Origin of the sequence: Geothrix campi, assembly GCF_024609265.1 — a bacterium.
Lineage (GTDB): Bacteria > Acidobacteriota > Holophagae > Holophagales > Holophagaceae > Geothrix > Geothrix campi.
On the sequence record NZ_JANHMP010000001.1, the window covers coordinates 1,090,239 to 1,105,987 of the forward strand.

The window sequence follows — 15,749 nt, forward strand, 5'->3', positions numbered from 1 at the left end:
AGGCCCGCGGAAGCGGGCCTTTTGATTTACTGAAGACTCATGACCCAAGACTGCCCCCATGAACCCTGAACTCGACGCCCTTGAATTTCCCGATGCGGTCCGCCTCATCCAGTCGGGCGCCCGCACAGCGCCCGCACGGGCGGCGCTGGGGGCCATGCAGCCCTGGGATGGGCGGACGGGACTGCGGCGGCTGCACCAGCTGGAGCTGCAGGAGCTTTGGGCCCAGTCTCCGGACTTGCTGCCCATCCTGCCCATGGACGAGGCCCTCGACGAATTGCTTAATCCGGCTGGCTGGCTGCTCCCGGAACATTGGCGGCAGTTGCGGGATGGCCTGAAGGCCCTGGCCCGCCTGCTGCACAGCCTGACGACCCTGTCCTGGCCCGAAGCCCACCCCATTCCCCCGGGCGTTCACCTGGGCATCGACCGCCTCCAGGTGACCGCCGCCCTGCTGCCGGAGCCGGCTCCCATCGCCGAGCGCCTGACGAAAAGTTTCAATGCAGACGGCCAGCTGGACCCGCTGCGCATCCCGGCCCTGGCCAGCCTCCACCGCAGCCGCCAGGACGCCTTCCAGGCCGTGCAGGCCAAGCTCCAGAAGCTGCTGCGGGCCACACCGGACGCCTTCAACGAGGCCATGGTCGTGGAGCGCAACGGGCGCTTCTGCCTGCCCGTGCGGCAGGAGCGGCGCAGCCTCGTGCCGGGGTTGGTGCTGGACCGCAGCGGCAGCGGCGCCACCGTCTTCATCGAGCCCATGGAGGCCGTGCCCCTCAACAACGCCTTCGTGGAGGCCGACCGCGACTACGCCCAGGCGGTGCAGGCCTTCCTGCGGGACCTGCTGGCGGACTTGCGGGCCCGCCGGGAGGACTTCACCCGTTGGCGGGATCTCCAGGCCCAGGCGGACCAGGGGCTCGCCCTCCTGCGCTGGGCCGCCCTCTGCGACGGCCGCCTGCCGGATCTGGAGGCCGACCCCAAGCAGGGCCGCCTCTGCCTGCTGGAGGCCCGCCACCCCATGCTGCTGCCTGCGGTGCGGGAGGCCATGGGCCTGGAGCCCCTGACCCACCCCGTGGTGCCCCTGAACCTGGGGCTGGAGGCGGAGAAGCCCGGGCTGGTCATTTCAGGCTCAAACACCGGTGGCAAGACTGTGGTGCTGAAAACCGTGGGTCTCCTCTCCGTGCTGGCCGCCTGCGGCTGCGCCGTGCCTGCGAAGGAGGGCTCCAGCTTCCCCGCCCTGCCCAGCCTCCACGCGGACATCGGCGACCATCAGACCATCACAGGAAGCCTCTCGACCTTCAGTAGCCATGTCCTGCATCTGAAGAAGATCCTGGAAAACGTCCATGATGGCGGCCTGGTGCTGCTGGACGAGCTGGGCACGGGCACGGATCCCAAGGAGGGTGCGGCCCTCGGCATCGCCATGCTCCAGACCCTCTCCCGGCGCCGCTGCTGGATCCTCTGCTCGACCCACCTGGGTGAGATCAGCCAGTGGGCCCTGCGCCACACCCGCTTCCAGAACGCTTCCGTCCAGTTCGACGAAGACCGCCTGGCTCCCACCTACCGTCTGCTGGTGGGCCAGCCGGGCCAGAGCCGCGCCCTCACCATCGCCGCCAAGCTGGGCCTGCCCAAGGCCGTGCTGGAGCACGCCGACAAGGTGCTGGGCAAGCGGGAGCAGGACTGGCGCGACTTCCTGCGAGAGCTCGAGGCAGAACGCACCCGCCTCATGGAAGAGGCCGAAGCGTTGCGGCAGCAGATGGCCGCCGCCGAGAAGGACCGAGAGATCCTCCGCCAGCGGGAGGAGAAGCTGCGGATCGAACGGGAAGCCTTCCTGCAGGAATCGAAAGAGAAGGTGGCCCGGGTGCTCGACTTCCTCGACCACGAGGGCAAGCGGCTCGTGAAAGAGTTGAAGGAGCGCCAGAAGGCCGCCGACGTGAACGCCGACCGCCTGGGCACCGAAGTCCACGAGCGGGTGAAGCAGCTCACACGCCTGGCGGAGGCGGAACTGGCGCCGCGAGGCGCCAAGGCGAAGCCCGCCGCGCCCAGGGAGGTCCGGGAGGGCGGGTACGCGCGCCATCGGGGCCTTGGCGTGGAAGGGAAGGTGGTGACGCTCAAGGGCGACCGGGCCACGCTGGAAACACCCCAGGGCCGCCGCCTGGAATGCCGCCTCGGAGAATTGGAACCTATCGGGGCCCGGGAGGCGGCCCCCAGACCTTCCGGCAAGGTGAGGGTGCGGGCTGAAGTCCAGGACATCGACTCCGAGATCAACCTCATCGGCCGGGCCAGCGACGATGTGGACAGCGAGATCTACCGCTTCGTGGAGGAGGCCCTGGCGGCAGGCCGGCGCTTTGTCCGTATCGTCCACGGTCACGGCACTGGCAGACTGAAGGCGGCGGTCCGCGAGGCCCTGCGCGGTCATCCCGGCATCGCCCGCGTGGAGGACGCGCCTCAGAACCAGGGCGGCGCCGGCGCCACCGTCATCACCTTGAAATGATGATCCCTACTACATGAAAAAGGCCCCGCGGACGCGGGGCCTTCTAGTGGGGAACCAGGGTCGACTCAGAACTTGACGCGGACGCCAGCCTGGACCTCGCGGGTCTTGTCCTTGGCCACCAGGCCGAGCTGTCCGAACTCGGCGTTGGTGATGATGTAGCCATTGGGGGAGCGGACGCTGAAATCAGCCCTGTTGAAGACGTTGTAGATGTCGACGATGCCTTCCACCTGGAGCTTCCCGTAGACCTTGAAGTTGCGGCTCAGGCGGAGGTCGAACTGGGTGTAACCGGGCTGCCGCTCGTCGCCGCGGGTGTGCCCGGGAGCGAAGTGGTTGGCCATACCGTCGCCGTTCACGTCATTGACCAGGTAGGCCGAGTAGGGCAGGCCGCTCTGGTAGAGGCCCCGCACGGAACCCTCCACTCCCCAGAGGATGGGGAAGTAGGCCACCACGTTGACGACCCAGCGGCGGTCGCTATCGCCATAGCCGTAATTGGAGGAGGGATCCTGGGGATTGGGCGTGAGGGAGGCGCCCAGTTCGCTGCTGAAGTTCGAGTTCGCGGAGGTATAGGTGCCGCGCTCGAAGGACCCGGTGTCCTGGGCCTTGGAGTAGGTCACGTTGCCGATGACGCCGGTCTTCTCATCCCAGGTCTTCTTGACCGAGAAGCTCAAGCCCCGGTAGTAGCCCCAACCATCGGTCTTGACGAGGTAGACATCACTGAAACCGCCGACCGGATTGCCGGGTGTGATGGAGCCCTTGTTGAAGTCCACCCGGTGGCCGCGGATGATCGCGTAGTTGGGGCGGGTGGCGATGCTCCAGGCGTCGATGCCCGGCGCGTAGCCATCGTTGTAGGCCTGGCCGCCGGTCTGGCCGAGGTTGATGTTCTCGAAGCGCTGCAGGTTCTCGTACCGCACGTAGGTCGCCGTCAGGCCCAGCACCAGGTTGTTGCCAAGGTCATGCTCGACACCGAGGCTGGCCTTCTTGGAGCGGGAGAGCTTGTTCTCCGGATCCCAGAGTGAGGTAGAGGAGGCGCCCGAGGTGAATACGCCGGATCCGGCGATCGTGGCCAGTTCCGCATCCGTCAGCTTCCGCATACCGCTGCCGCTGATCAGGTTCGAGGCGCTCAGCAGGCCGCTGTTGAAGAGCGCCAGGTTGGTTGCGTTGGTGCGGTTGAGGGAAAAACTGTAGTTGGTGATGATCTGGCCGTTGCCGGTCATCGTGTTGGAGTGGAGCAGGAGCGGAGTTGGGCTGCTGAAGGAGCCGTAGCCTCCACGGATGACCGTCTTGCCACGGCCATCCAGGTCGAAGCTGAACGCGAAACGCGGATCCACGGCACTGGCCCCGCTGGCCTTGTCCAGTCCCTGGAAGTTGGGGTTGGGTGCCGGATTGTCCGAGAAGGACTGGTTGATGGTCCGCAGGCCCGCTGTCAGGTTCAGACGCTTGTCGAACAGACCGGAATACTGGACCTGCCCGAACACGCTGTTGGTCTTGGTCCACATCTGGATGCGGCCGTTGTAGGGGCTGACGGCCCCACTGTAGGTGATGGGGTTGGCCCTGTTGTAGTCGGGGTTCGGGGGAACTGGCGGCGTGTTCAGGTCGCCCAGCGTCCCGTTGGCCCAATCGGCCGCGGCACCGTAGGTACCGAACTGGAAGCGCCCAGCATTGTTCTGAAAGAACTGGTTGTCCACGTCGACCTTCATCAGGTCGACGCCGCCCTTCACTTGGAAGTCGCCGTGGCTCCAAGTGGTCGCGCTGAAGAACTGTTGGGTGTTCTCATTGCTCTCACGGGGTGTGGAGGTCTTGGTGCCGAAGGCCATGAAGCTGGCGGTGGTGGGCACTTCAAGGGAGGGGACGCCCGGAACCGAGTTGTTCCGCATGGGCCGGGCCTCCCGGGCGATCTGCAGGCGGCTTTCGGTGAACAGCTCGTTGGTCCAGATGTCATTGGCTTCGACCACCCAGCTGATCGAGTTCGTCTTGGTGGGGATGTTATTGCTCTCGGCATTGTTGGGGTTGGCGCTGGTGTTGTTCAGCGTGTCCGTCATCGTCTGGTAGTTCATCCGCAGGACAAACCGGTGGTTCTCGTTCAGCGAATAGTCCAGACGGCCGAAGTACACCGTGTTGGTGTTCTCCATGGGGTAGGCGTGGGGGGGGATGCCGGCCTTGGGGTTGCCCAGTTCCTGGGCCAGGGTGAGGCCGTTCCGGTTGGTCAGTACGCCCCCCAGCGGGCTTGCCTCGAGGTTATTGAAGTCTTCTGGCCCCATGCCCGAGGTGTACGCCGGATTGGGAGTCACCCCATCAGCCAGGAATTTGCTCTGTCCAAGCGAAGTCGGATTCGGGTTGGCGGTGATGCTCTTGTTGTAGCGCTCGACGCCCACGAAGTACCAGAGCTTGTCCTTCACGAGAGCCCCGCCCACGTTGAAGTTCACGTTGGTGGAGTCGTTGAACCGCTGGAGGTTGGTGGGCGTGTTGAAGGTGTGGCTGGGGTCGTAGGGCACGGGCTTCGGCCGGGCGCTCCAGCTGGTCCGCCGGATCTGGTAGAGGGCGCTCCCGGAGAATTCGTTGGTGCCGGTCTTGGTCACAGCATTGATGGTGGCGCCAGCCTGGCCATACTGCACGTCGTAGCCATTGGTCACGATCTGGAGTTCCTTGATCGTGTCCGCGCCGAAGATGAACGGCGTATACACGCCCCCACGCTGCTCGTTGAAGAACGCGGAATTTGTGCTCGCGCCATCGATCTGGATGGCGTTGAAGATCTGGCGCCCACCTTCGACGGTGAGGCGGCCGTTGTTTCCTGACACCACTCCCGGAGAAAGCTTGGCCATGTCCGTGAAGTTGCGGCTGACCAGGGGAACGGCCTCGATCACCGCGGCATCCACACTGGTCATGACGTTCGTCTCTTTGGTGTCCACGCCGCCGGACACGCCCACGATCTCCACCATCGCGGAAGCCTCCGCCACGTCCAGCCTGAAGTTGGCGATGGTGTTCTGGCCCAGGAGTACTTGGATATTGGTGTCCTTCATGCTGCGCATGCCACTGGCGGTGACGGTGAGCTCATAGTTCCCCACCGGCAGCAGCCCGATCTGGTACTCACCCTCCGCATTGGTAGTGGTCGTGCGAGCCAGGCCCGTCTCACGGTTTCGCAGAGAGAGGCTGGCACCGGAGACCGACTGGCCGGCCGTGTTCTTCACCACGCCGCGCACCGCGCCGGCCGTGGAGGAGGTCTGGGCAGAGGCGATCGTGGCGCAGGCCAGGGCCGTAAGTGTGAGGGTCGACCAACGTCGGTTCATCGTCACTCCTGAGGCCAGAGAATTGGCCGCCGATGGATTACGGGTCCCGGTTTATTCCGGTGCGTCCGTGGCAGGGAAAAACCAAGGATCCCCGATTCTTATACGGCGACTCAAGTGCCTTTTTTGTCCGAAAAGTTTCCGGAAATAGTCGACACTCTTCACTCAGTTGTCACAGTCCGGGGCAGCTCAGGCCAGGTTCCTGGACTTCAGGAAGGTCACGAATCCGAAGTCCCCATCGCTGATGTGGTGCTTCAGCCAGCCTTCCATGAAGGTCGGGACCATCAGGGCCAAGGCGTGGTGACTCTCCTGGAACTTGCTGAGGAGCTCATGGAGGCTGGTGAGCATGGAGGCATGCTCGGACATGTGCTGAGTCAGATCCGGATAGCCGTACCGCGCCATGAAGGATTCCTCTGTGGCGAAGTGGCGCTCGGAGTGGCTGACCAGGGAAGCCAGAAGCGCCTCGACTTCCGCACGGTCCGCCCCTGATTGGACGGAGCTCCGGAGACGGTCGACGGTGGCGAAAAGTTCCTGATGCTGTTCATCAATGATCTGGATGCCCGTGTTGTAGCGGGTGTTCCAAACGACATCCATGGCCCGGATCCTTTTTTCATGACGAAAACAATGGAATCCGGACTGGGGCCACCACGAACAGGCAATCCACCACACGGATCTTCATACAGCCATACAGAAGACTGACAGCCGAATGTAGACTTCCGCGATCTTTCGATCAAGAAGATTGTGTTCTCTTTCCTGGAGACTGGTACCGGTGGGCGGTTTCCGGTTCCCGCCGCGCGGCTGGCTGGCCACGGCGCTTTTCGCCGGGAACGCCGCGCCCTGCGGCGTCCCCGGCGGCGCCTACCTGGCCGCCATCCGCGACTTCGAGTCCGACCACCGGATAGGAGAAGGGCCCCGTCGGGGCCCATGGATGGTACCGGTGGTCGGACTCGAACCGACACTCCTTTAGGGGGAAACGGATTTTGAGTCCGTCGCGTCTGCCATTTCGCCACACCGGCCAGAACCGCCAGGATATCGCGGCACTGCGGGTTTTCATAGTCATGGAGGTGTGCGCCACCTACCTCCTGAGACCCTCAAACCGCCGTGAGGGGGATGCGGCGACCGGCTCCGAAGGCCTTCGGGCTCACCTTGAAGGCGAAGGGGAGCTGGCGCCGCTTGAATTCGGTGCGACGGAGCAGACCCAGGATGCGGGGAAGGGCTGCGCGCGCCTCCTCCAGAGCAGATCCCTCCAACAGCAGGGCCAGGTCCTCGGCCAGTCCTTCCTCGGGCCGCTGGGCCTCGAGCACCGCGCCCAGGATGGCGTCCAACTGGGCGTAGGGCAGCAGGCTCGCCTCGTCGGTCTGGCCTGGGCGCAATTCTGCCGTGGGGGGCCGCTCCATCACGCCCCGGGGGACGGCCTCCCCCAACTCCCGGGCCACCGCGTAGATCCGGGCCTTGAGGCAGTCCCCTAGCGGCGCGAAGGCACCGATGCCGTCGCCGTAGAGGGTGAAGTAGCCGGTGGCGGCCTCGCTCTTGTTGCCCGTGTTCAGCACAGCCACGCGGCCGGTACCAAGACGGTGGTGGATCTCCGGCTCCGAGGTCAGCGCCATGAGCAGGCTGCCGCGGCAACGGCTCTGGAGGTTCTCGTCCGTGAGGCTGAAGGCGCGGCCCGGGAGCGCCTGCTCCAGCGCGGCCGTGAACCCCGCGAACGGGTCGTCCACATTGATGTGCAGGAAGCCCATGCCGAGGTGCCGGGCCTGCTGCTCTGCGAGGGCGGAACTCTCCCCGCTGCTGAACCGCGTGGGCAGGGCCACGCCCAGCACCCGACCTGGACCCAGGGCCTCCACCGCGAGGGCCGCCGCCACGGCACTGTCGATGCCACCGGAGAGCCCCATCACCAGCGCTTCGAGCCCCTGTTTGGCCAGATTGTCGCGGATCCCCGCGACCAGTGCGGTCCGCAGCCAGGAACCCTCTTCCACACTCCGCCAAGGGTCGCCGGACCGGCCAGTGTCCACCATGAGCAGGCCTTCGTAGAACGGCTCGCAGCCTTGCCAGCGGCCGTCCGGAAGGGCCAGACCAGACCCACCGTCGAAGAGCAGCCAGCTTTCGGCGCCCACTCGGCTGGCGTAGGCAACGGGAACGCCGTGCTTCTGCGCCAGCCCCGGCAGCAGGCGGCGACGCTGGGCATCCTTCGCTGGGATGGCCCAGGGGGCGCTGCGGCCCGGCGGCAGGTAGCTGCCCAGCGCGCTGGGGCTGGCGCTGCCATTGAGGATCAGCGTGGCTCCCGCCGCCGCCAGGTCCGCGATGGGATCCAGGCCGTAGTCCACCGGGGCGTTCCCCAGTTGTGGATCCGCCCAGAGGTCCTCGCAGATGGAGAGGCCGATGCGATGGCCCCGGAAGGGCACCAGAGGCTGGGGCGAGGGGTCTGGTTCGAAGTAGCGGTGCTCGTCGAAGACGTCGTAGCTGGGCAGGACACGCTTGTGCGAGCAGTGGCGCAGGACCCCGTCCTCGCACCACCACAGCTCATTCCAAAGGCGTCCCGAGGGCGCGGGCCGCGCCGTCCCGAAGAGCAGCGGCACCGGGCCGGAGAGCGCCGCCAGCCGGTATGATTCGCGTTCGATCCGCTGGCGCAGCCCCCGCTCCCAGAGCCGGTCCTCGGCAAGATAGCCCGGAATCGCGAGCTCCGGCGCCAGGACCAGCTCCGCCCCGGCGGCCACAGCCTCGGCATAGGCCATCTCCACGCCGCGGCCGTTCCCCTCGGGATCGCCGAGGCGGGCGTTGAGCTGGAGCAGGGCGATTCTCATGACATCAACTTACCAGCCTCCCTACCAGCGGATCTCCGCACAGGTGCCGCCCTCGGGGCGGAGCGCCAGACGCAGGTCGGCCCCCTGGGCATTGAGCCATTTCAGGGCCAGCGGAAGCCCCAGACCGGTCCCATCCGGCCGGCCACTCTCGAAGGGCCGAAGCATGCGGATGGCCGTGTCCTCCGACAGGCCGGGGCCGTCGTCCAGGATGTCGATCCGCCCTTCGGCCACCTGGACCAGGATCCGCCCCCCCAGGGGCGCAGCCTGGCAGGCGTTCTCCAGCAGGTTCACCAGAGCCTGATGCAGCAGCAGCGGATCGCCCGTGGCTCCCCCCTCCCCCTCCGCCACCAGCTGGCGGCCCTGGCTCACCGGGCGGCGCTTCAGCTCCACCACGGCCTGGGCCACGGCCTCTTCCAGGCGAAGTGGTTCCGAAGCCGGATCGAGCGGCTTCGCCCACTGGAGGAAGCGCTGGACGAGCCGTTCCAGGTCCTCAGTCTCCTCCAGCAGGGCCCCCGCGGCTTCACCGTGACCGGCCCGCTTCAGCATCTGTCCCCGCCCCTTGAGCACCGCCAGGCCGTTCTTCAGTTGGTGGGCCACGCCCGCCGTCATCTCACCCAGGTCCGCGAACCGCTCCCGCAGCTGGCGGCGGTGCTCCTCAGCCTCGGCTTCGGTGACATCCTCGAACTGCACGAGCGCGCCGATGCGATCCGGGGCCTCGATCCGCTGGAGCCGCCAGCGGCGCCCCCCGGCGGTGCAGCGCCAGGCGGGCCCGGGATCCCGGCCCAGGGCCTCCCGCAGCCAGGGGAAGGGTTCCAGCACGAAGGCCGCTTCCAGGCCCACCACGCCGCGCCGCACCCCCAGCAGGTCGCAGCCGCGTCGGTTCAGGGCCGCCAGGCGCTGGCGCTGGTCCACCCAGAGGACGCCTGTAGGCAGCACATCCAACAAGCGCTCGTGCACCGTGCGCAGTTCGCCCAGGGAGTTGGCCAGCTCGCCCCGTTCCCGCAGGCTCCCGGACACTGCTGAGAGAAGGAGCGCCTCGGGGTCCGCCTTGGCGCGACGGTGAATCCGCGCCCAGCGGGCGAGGACCAGGGCCACGCCACCGACGGCCACTCCGGCAGGGAGGGCCAGCGCCAGCCACACGATAGTACGGGAGAGCGGTTCCATCGCCCCAGGGTATGCTCATTCCCATGGACAGGCAGCCCATCTACGTGGTGTCCGGGGGGTCCGGAGAGACCGCCCAGCGCATGGTCCAGGCGGCGCTCACCCAGTTTTCCAAGGGCGAGAGCTCCGCCCTGGTGCGCCGGTTCCAGAACGTCCGCACCCAGGAGGACATGGATCGAGTGCTGCAGATGGCCGCGGAAAAGCGGGCCGTCATCATCCACACCACCGTCTCCCGGGAAATGCGGTTCTACCTGGCGGACCGCTGCGCGGAGCTGCGGCTCACCCAGGTGGACCTGTTCGGCAACCTGCTCGATACCCTGGCCCTCTACCTGCGGGAGCGCCCGGAAGAGCGTCCCGGCAGCTTCCACGCCGTGGGCGATAAGTACTTCCGCCGCATCGAGGCCATTGAGTTCGCCCTGAAGTTCGACGATGGCATCGACATGGGCGGCCTGCCTGACGCCGACATCGTGCTGGTCGGCATCAGCCGCACCAGCAAGACCCCCCTTTCCATGTACCTCGCCATGGAGGGCTACAAGGTGCTCAATGTGCCCCTGGTGCCCGGGGTCGCCCTGCCTCCCGAGCTCGAGACCATCCCCCAGGGCCGCATCGTGGGCCTCACCATCCAGCCTGACCGCCTCCAGGAGATCCGCGCCTACCGCCTGAAGCGTCTCGGCGCCGCGGGCAGCGCCGACAACTACAGCGACCTGGGCCACATCCTCGATGAACTGGTCTATGCCGACGAGATCTTCAAGCAGCACCGCCGGTGGCCCATCCTCGATGTCACCGGCCGCAGCATCGAAGAGACCGCTGGCCTGGTGCTGGATCGCGTCTTCGGCAAGGAACGGGCGGTCTAGGCAGGCCAGAGACCAGACTCGGGACTGATTCCCTCCCTACAGCTCCTCCTCCAGCCGCTGCACGAGGGTCCGCAGGATCTTGATCCGTCCGTAGTGCTTCTCTTCGCTCTCGACGAGGGTCCAGGGGGCGATCTCAGTGCTGGTGCGGTCGAGCATGTCGCAGATGGCGGCCTCGTAGGCAGGCCACTTCTCCCGGTTGCGCCAGTCCTCCTCGGTGATCTTGAACCGCTTGAAGGGCGTGGTCTCGCGCTCTTCGAACCGGCGCAGCTGCTCCTCCTGGCTAATGGACAGCCAGAACTTCAACAGGATGCTGCGGTTGCGCACGATCTGGTCCTCGAAGTCGTTGATCTCGCTGTAGGCCCGCCGCCAGTCGGCCTCGGAGCAGAAGCCCTCCACGCGCTCCACCAGCACGCGGCCGTACCAGCTGCGGTCGTAGATGGCCACCTTGCCCCGGCGCGGCAGGTTCCGCCAGAAGCGCCAGAGGTAGGGCTGGGCCCGCTCCTCCTCCGTGGGTGCGGCGATGGGGTGGATGTGGTACTGGCGGGCGTCCAGAGCCTGCGTGATGCGGCGGATGCCTCCGCCCTTGCCGGCGGCATCTACGCCCTCGAACACCATGACCACGGCATGCTTGCGGAAGTTCCGGTGCCGCATGAGCAGGTTCAGCTTCCCCTGGAGGATGAGCAGCTCCTCCTCGTAGTCCTTCTTGTCCATGCGCTTGGAAAGGTCCAGAGCCTTGAGGATGTTCACCCCGTCCAGGGACGGCGGTGGTGGATGCGAGGGGAGCGCCGGCACTACCGGGGCCGGGTGGTCCAAGCGGGCCCGCAACCGCTCCAGCAGGATCTTCCCCACCGTCAGGCGCTGGTAGCGGGGATCTGTGGCCTCCACCACGATCCAGGGAGCGTCCCCGGTGCTGGTGGAGCGCAGGGCCCGCTCGGCCACCTGCCGGAAGGTGTCATACATCTCGAAGTGCTTCCAGTCCCGGGGTGTCACCCGCCAGCGGGTCTTGGGATCCTTCTCCAGCCCCTTCAGGCGCTTCTTCTGCACGTCCTTCCCGAGGTGCATCCAGAACTTCAGCACCAGGGCGCCTTCATGGATGAGCATCTGCTCGAAGCGCGCCACCCGGGCCATGTCCTGGTCGAGATCCGAGGTCTTGGTCCGGCCATAGGCCCGCTCCAGGATGGGCCAGGTGTACCAGGAGCCGTCGAAGATCCCGATCTTCCCCTTGGGCGGCAGCAGGCGCCAGTAGCGCCACATGTGCGGCCGCTCGCGCTCCTCGTCCGAAGGCTCGGCCAGGCCGTGGGTCTGGATGTGGCGCGGATCCATCCACTCGTTGAGCGTGTTCACCGTCTCGCTCTTGCCGGCCCCATCCACCCCCGCCACCAGGATGATCACGGGGAACTTGGCCCCCGCCAGGTCGTACTGGGCATCCAGCAGCGCCTCCCGCAAGGGGGGAACCTCCCGCTCCCACGCCTCCTTGTCGATCCTGTGGCCGAGCTCCGCGGATTCGAACATGGTTCCTCCGGGGCGGGTGTGCCGGGTGTTGCGGCTTCGGAGCCACGATAGCTGATTTCCACCCCGGTGGAGCCCGTGGAATGATGGGGCACCATGATCTCCATCACCGATCCCATCCAGCCCGCCCTGGCCCATGTCCGGCGCATCCTCTTCGAGCCCTTCAGCGCCCGGAAGTGGTTCGTGATGGGCTTTTCCGCCTTCCTCGCCAACCTGGCGGGCGGCGGGTCCTTCAACTTCAATGGCAATCCCTTCGACCGCCCCGCCCATGGCGCCATGCCAGACTTCAGCCCAGTGACGGAGTGGATCTCCTCCCACCTGCCCCTGGTGATCGCCCTGGGCGTGGTGCTCTTCATCCTGATCCTGGCCCTGGTGGTGGTCTTCCTGTGGCTGGGCAGCCGAGGCGAGTTCATGTTCCTGGACAATGTGGCCCAGGACCGGGCGGAAATCGTGGAACCCTGGACCCGGCTCCGGGACCTGGGCAACCGCCTCTTCCGCTTCCGGCTGCTGCTCCTCCTCGCCACGCTGGCGCTCCTCATCATCTGTGGCGGGCTCGGCGTCCTCATCGCCCTGCCCGACATCCACGCCCGGGCCTTCGGGACCTCCGCGATCACCGCCCTGGCCACCGCCGGAGGGCTCCTGGTCCTCGGCTTCCTCGTCATCGGCATCATCGGCCTGCTGCTCCGGGGTTTCGTGGTACCCATCATGTACCGCAGGAACCTCGATACCTCCGCAGCCTGGGCCGTGCTGCTCCGGGACCTCCTGCCCGGAAACGCCTGGCGGTTCGTGGGGTTCTTCGTGATGACCTTCCTGCTCTGGATCCCAGCATTCCTCCTGATCCTGCTCGGCTGCTGTCTCACCTGCTGCGTGGCGATCCTGCCCTATCTGAGCTCCGTGGCCTTCCTGCCCATCTTCGTCTTCTTCCGCTGCTACTCCCTCGGCTTCCTCGAACAGTTCGGGGAGGAGTGGCGGATCATCGAAACCCCGCGAGCCCAGTCATAGGTTAGTACTCGTTCGCCAGATCCCCCGCCCGCACCTGCTTCTCGAAGGGCTGGAAGACCGGTGCACCGGCGGTCTGGGCGATCCACTCGGCCACGCGGATGCCATCCACGGCGGCGGAGGTGATGCCGCCCGCGAAGCCCGCGCCCTCCCCGCAGGGGTAGAGGCCGGGGTGCGACACCGACTGGCCGTCCTCGCCCCGCAGGAGCTGGATGGGGCTGCTGGTGCGGCTCTCGATGGCCAGCAGGATGGCCTGGCTGCTCGCGAAGCCGTGGATCTTCTGGTCGAAGGTGGGGAGAGCCCCCGCCAGCTGCTCCCGCACGAAGTCGGGCAGACAGGTGCGCAAGTCGGCCGCCACGGCGAAGGGCTTGAAGCTGGTGCGCGGCAGGCGGCCCGTGGCACGGCCCTTGAGGAAGTCCTGCACCGCCATGGCCGGGGCGCCGTAGGTCTCGCCGGCGGCGCGGAAAGCGGCCTGTTCCCACTTCCGCTGGAAGTACATGCCGCCGAGGAGGTGGTCGCTGCCGAAATCCGCAGTGTTCACCTTGGCCACCAGCCCCGAATTGGCGAAGCCCGAATCGCGCTTCTCGTTGCTCATGCCGTTCACCACCACGCCACCTTCCTCGCTGCTGCACTGGATGACCTCGCCCCCGGGGCACATGCAGAAGCTGTAGGCCGCGCGGTTCAGGCCGAAGTTGCAGACCAGCTTGTAGTCCGCGGCGGGCAGCGAGGGATGCCCCGCGCTGGGGCCGTATTGCGATCGGTCGATGAGGTCCTGGGGGTGCTCCACGCGCACGCCCATGGCGAAGGGCTTCTGGCGCATGGCCACGCCGTGGCCGTGCAGCATCTCGAAGGTATCCCGGGCGCTGTGGCCCGGCGCCAGCACCAGGGCCTCGCAGGGGATCTCCTCCCCGCTCGCCAGCACGGCGGCGCGGACGCGGCCCTGATCATCGAAGCGGATATCCGCCAGTCGGGCCTGGAACCGGTACCGGGCGCCGCGAGCCTCGGCCTCCTTCCGGATGAGCACGGTGCAGCGGCGGATGACATCCGTGCCCACGTGGGGCTTGGCCAGATAGAGGATCCGCGAATTCGCGCCGAAGCGCACGAAGGCCTCCAGCACATACCGCGTGGCGGGATGGCCGATGCGGGTGGTGAGCTTGCCGTCGCTGAAGGTGCCTGCGCCACCCTCGCCGAACTGGGCATTGGCCTCAGGGTCCAGCACCGCGTCCTTCCACAGGCCCGCGATGGCCTTCACCCGCTCGCCCATGGCGGGCCCGCGTTCCAGCACGATGGGCTCAATGCCATAGTCCAGCAGGCGCAGGGCGCAGAAGGTGCCCGCGGGGCCGCTGCCCACCACCACGACCCGGGGCTTGCGCGGTGGCGGCGCCACCGCGTAGGGCGCCGCAGGCGGTGCCGGGTCCAGTTTGAGCCCCCCGGGATGAGGGCCCAGCTCCAAGGCGCGGGCCGTGTCGAAGCTGAGCGCGGTCAGGAAGCGGATGGCACCCTTGTGGCGGGCGTCCAGGCTGCGGCGTTCCAGCGTCACCGCCCGGTAGTCCCTGGGCGCGCCACCCAGGGCGTAGGCCAGGGGCTTCGCGAGGTCGAGCGCCTCCTCCCCCAGGTTCAGCGGCAGGTTGGAGAGCAGGTAGCGCATGATCGCCTCGGCGGGAGGAGTCCACGGGACTCAAGGCCAGGTTCAAGGATAGCGCCGGATCTTTGGGCTTAACTTATATTCATCCGAGGAGATGCCCATGACGGGTTCAGGTCCCAGACGGGTGGTGGTCGCTGGTGGCACGGGGCTGGTGGGACAATCCCTGGTCCGGTCCCTTCTGGATCAGGATGCGCAGGTGACGGTCCTGACCCGGAATCCCGCTCGGGCCGAGCTGCCCGCTGCCGCCCACGCCCACGGCTGGGAGGATCTCCCCGCCCTGCTTGATGGCGCGGATGCAGTCATCAATCTGGCGGGCGAGGGGATCGCGGACCAGCGCTGGAGCCTGGCTCGCAAGGCCGCGATCCGGGATAGCCGGATCCTCGCCACCCGCCGGCTGGTGGAAGCCATGAAGGACTGCCGCCAGCCGCCCGGGGCTCTCGTGAACGCCTCGGCCATCGGCTACTACGGAGCGAGGGACAGGACACCCGTGGATGAAGCTGCCCCGCAGGGGGTCGGGTTCCTGCCTGAAGTCTGCCAGGCCTGGGAGGCGGAGGCCGCCGCGGCTTCCGCGATCGGGGTTCGCGTAGCCCGCATCCGCATCGGCGTGGTGCTGGCCCGGGACGGCGGGGCCCTGCCGAAGATGGCGCTGCCGGTCCGGCTCTGGCTCGGCTGCAAACTCGGGTCGGGGGCTCAGGGGCTCAGTTGGATCCACCTGGATGACCTGGTCGCCATGTTCCTGGAGGCGGCCCGGAATCCGGCCTGGGAGGGCCCCTTCAACGGCACGGCGCCGGAACCCCTCGGCAACGAGGCCTTCACCGATCTCCTCGCACGGCGGCTCCGCCGTCCCCTGCTCCCGGTGCCAGGAGCCCTCACTGCCGCCGCCGCGAAGCTGGCTCTGGGCGAGATGGCCACGGCTCTGCTGCTGCAGGGCGCCTACGTGGTTCCGACCCGTGCCCAGGCCCTGGGCTTCGGCTACCAGTTCCCCACGGCCGTGTCGGCCCTCGAGGACCTTCTGTGAGC

10 protein-coding genes and 1 tRNA gene are annotated in these 15,749 nt (G+C 67.2%); 4 read left to right on the forward strand and 7 right to left on the reverse strand.

What is annotated here, in order from left to right:
- The first annotated feature begins 58 nt into the window (after positions 1-58).
- Entirely contained in the window at positions 59-2,479 is a 2,421-nt protein-coding gene (locus tag NOV65_RS05080; RefSeq protein ID WP_257304865.1) for an endonuclease MutS2, read from the forward strand.
- Between the two features lie 65 nt (positions 2,480-2,544).
- Here the strand turns inward: NOV65_RS05080 and NOV65_RS05085 are convergent, their stop codons facing one another.
- The 5 genes from NOV65_RS05085 to NOV65_RS05105 form a co-directional block, all read right to left on the reverse strand.
- A complete protein-coding gene (locus tag NOV65_RS05085) occupies positions 2,545-5,763 on the reverse strand; it encodes a TonB-dependent receptor (RefSeq protein ID WP_257304867.1) in 3,219 nt (1,072 codons plus the stop codon).
- A 186-nt stretch (positions 5,764-5,949) separates the two neighbouring features.
- Positions 5,950-6,354, reverse strand: coding sequence for a bacteriohemerythrin (locus NOV65_RS05090; protein ID WP_257304868.1), 405 nt, complete (start codon positions 6,352-6,354; stop codon positions 5,950-5,952).
- 335 nt (positions 6,355-6,689) lie between these two features.
- Positions 6,690-6,776: transfer RNA gene (locus tag NOV65_RS05095), tRNA-Leu, on the reverse strand.
- A 75-nt stretch (positions 6,777-6,851) separates the two neighbouring features.
- The gene (gene nadE, locus NOV65_RS05100) at positions 6,852-8,561 is read right to left on the reverse strand and encodes an NAD(+) synthase (RefSeq protein ID WP_257304869.1); all 1,710 of its coding nucleotides are present in this window, start codon (positions 8,559-8,561) and stop codon (positions 6,852-6,854) included.
- A gap of 21 nt (positions 8,562-8,582) precedes the next feature.
- Positions 8,583-9,725, reverse strand: coding sequence for a sensor histidine kinase (locus NOV65_RS05105; protein WP_257304871.1), 1,143 nt, complete (start codon positions 9,723-9,725; stop codon positions 8,583-8,585).
- 23 nt (positions 9,726-9,748) lie between these two features.
- On the opposite strand from NOV65_RS05105, the gene NOV65_RS05110 reads away from it, so the two are divergent.
- Positions 9,749-10,576, forward strand: coding sequence for a pyruvate, water dikinase regulatory protein (locus tag NOV65_RS05110; RefSeq protein WP_257304873.1), 828 nt, complete (start codon positions 9,749-9,751; stop codon positions 10,574-10,576).
- A 36-nt stretch (positions 10,577-10,612) separates the two neighbouring features.
- Here NOV65_RS05110 and pap read toward each other — a convergent pair whose 3' ends face one another.
- Positions 10,613-12,088, reverse strand: a complete 1,476-nt coding sequence (gene pap, locus NOV65_RS05115; protein WP_257304874.1) for a polyphosphate:AMP phosphotransferase — start codon at positions 12,086-12,088, stop codon at positions 10,613-10,615.
- 93 nt (positions 12,089-12,181) lie between these two features.
- Here pap and NOV65_RS05120 point away from each other — a divergent pair, with 93 nt between their 5' ends.
- Entirely contained in the window at positions 12,182-13,087 is a 906-nt protein-coding gene (locus NOV65_RS05120; RefSeq protein ID WP_257304875.1) for a DUF7544 domain-containing protein, read from the forward strand.
- Between the two features lies 1 nt (position 13,088).
- On the opposite strand, the gene NOV65_RS05125 is transcribed toward NOV65_RS05120, so the two are convergent.
- Complete coding sequence (locus NOV65_RS05125) at positions 13,089-14,732, reverse strand: NAD(P)/FAD-dependent oxidoreductase (protein WP_257304876.1); 1,644 nt, start codon at positions 14,730-14,732, stop codon at positions 13,089-13,091.
- A 97-nt stretch (positions 14,733-14,829) separates the two neighbouring features.
- Between NOV65_RS05125 and NOV65_RS05130 the strand changes: the two genes are divergently transcribed.
- Positions 14,830-15,747, forward strand: a complete 918-nt coding sequence (locus tag NOV65_RS05130) for a TIGR01777 family oxidoreductase (RefSeq protein WP_257304878.1) — start codon at positions 14,830-14,832, stop codon at positions 15,745-15,747.
- Positions 15,748-15,749 lie beyond the last annotated feature (2 nt).

Bases quoted from the DNA above. Each gene is read 5' to 3' on its own strand.
- NOV65_RS05125 (WP_257304876.1), bottom strand. From the start codon at position 14,732: ATGCGCTACCTGCTCTCCAACCTGCCGCTGAACCTGGGGGAGGAGGCG.
- NOV65_RS05120 (WP_257304875.1), top strand. From the start codon at position 12,182: ATGATCTCCATCACCGATCCCATCCAGCCCGCCCTGGCCCATGTCCGG.
- nadE (WP_257304869.1), bottom strand. From the start codon at position 8,561: ATGAGAATCGCCCTGCTCCAGCTCAACGCCCGCCTCGGCGATCCCGAG.
- NOV65_RS05080 (WP_257304865.1), top strand. From the start codon at position 59: ATGAACCCTGAACTCGACGCCCTTGAATTTCCCGATGCGGTCCGCCTC.
- NOV65_RS05085 (WP_257304867.1), bottom strand. From the start codon at position 5,763: ATGAACCGACGTTGGTCGACCCTCACACTTACGGCCCTGGCCTGCGCC.
- NOV65_RS05110 (WP_257304873.1), top strand. From the start codon at position 9,749: ATGGACAGGCAGCCCATCTACGTGGTGTCCGGGGGGTCCGGAGAGACC.
- NOV65_RS05130 (WP_257304878.1), top strand. From the start codon at position 14,830: ATGACGGGTTCAGGTCCCAGACGGGTGGTGGTCGCTGGTGGCACGGGG.
- pap (WP_257304874.1), bottom strand. From the start codon at position 12,088: ATGTTCGAATCCGCGGAGCTCGGCCACAGGATCGACAAGGAGGCGTGG.
- NOV65_RS05105 (WP_257304871.1), bottom strand. From the start codon at position 9,725: ATGGAACCGCTCTCCCGTACTATCGTGTGGCTGGCGCTGGCCCTCCCT.
- NOV65_RS05090 (WP_257304868.1), bottom strand. From the start codon at position 6,354: ATGGATGTCGTTTGGAACACCCGCTACAACACGGGCATCCAGATCATT.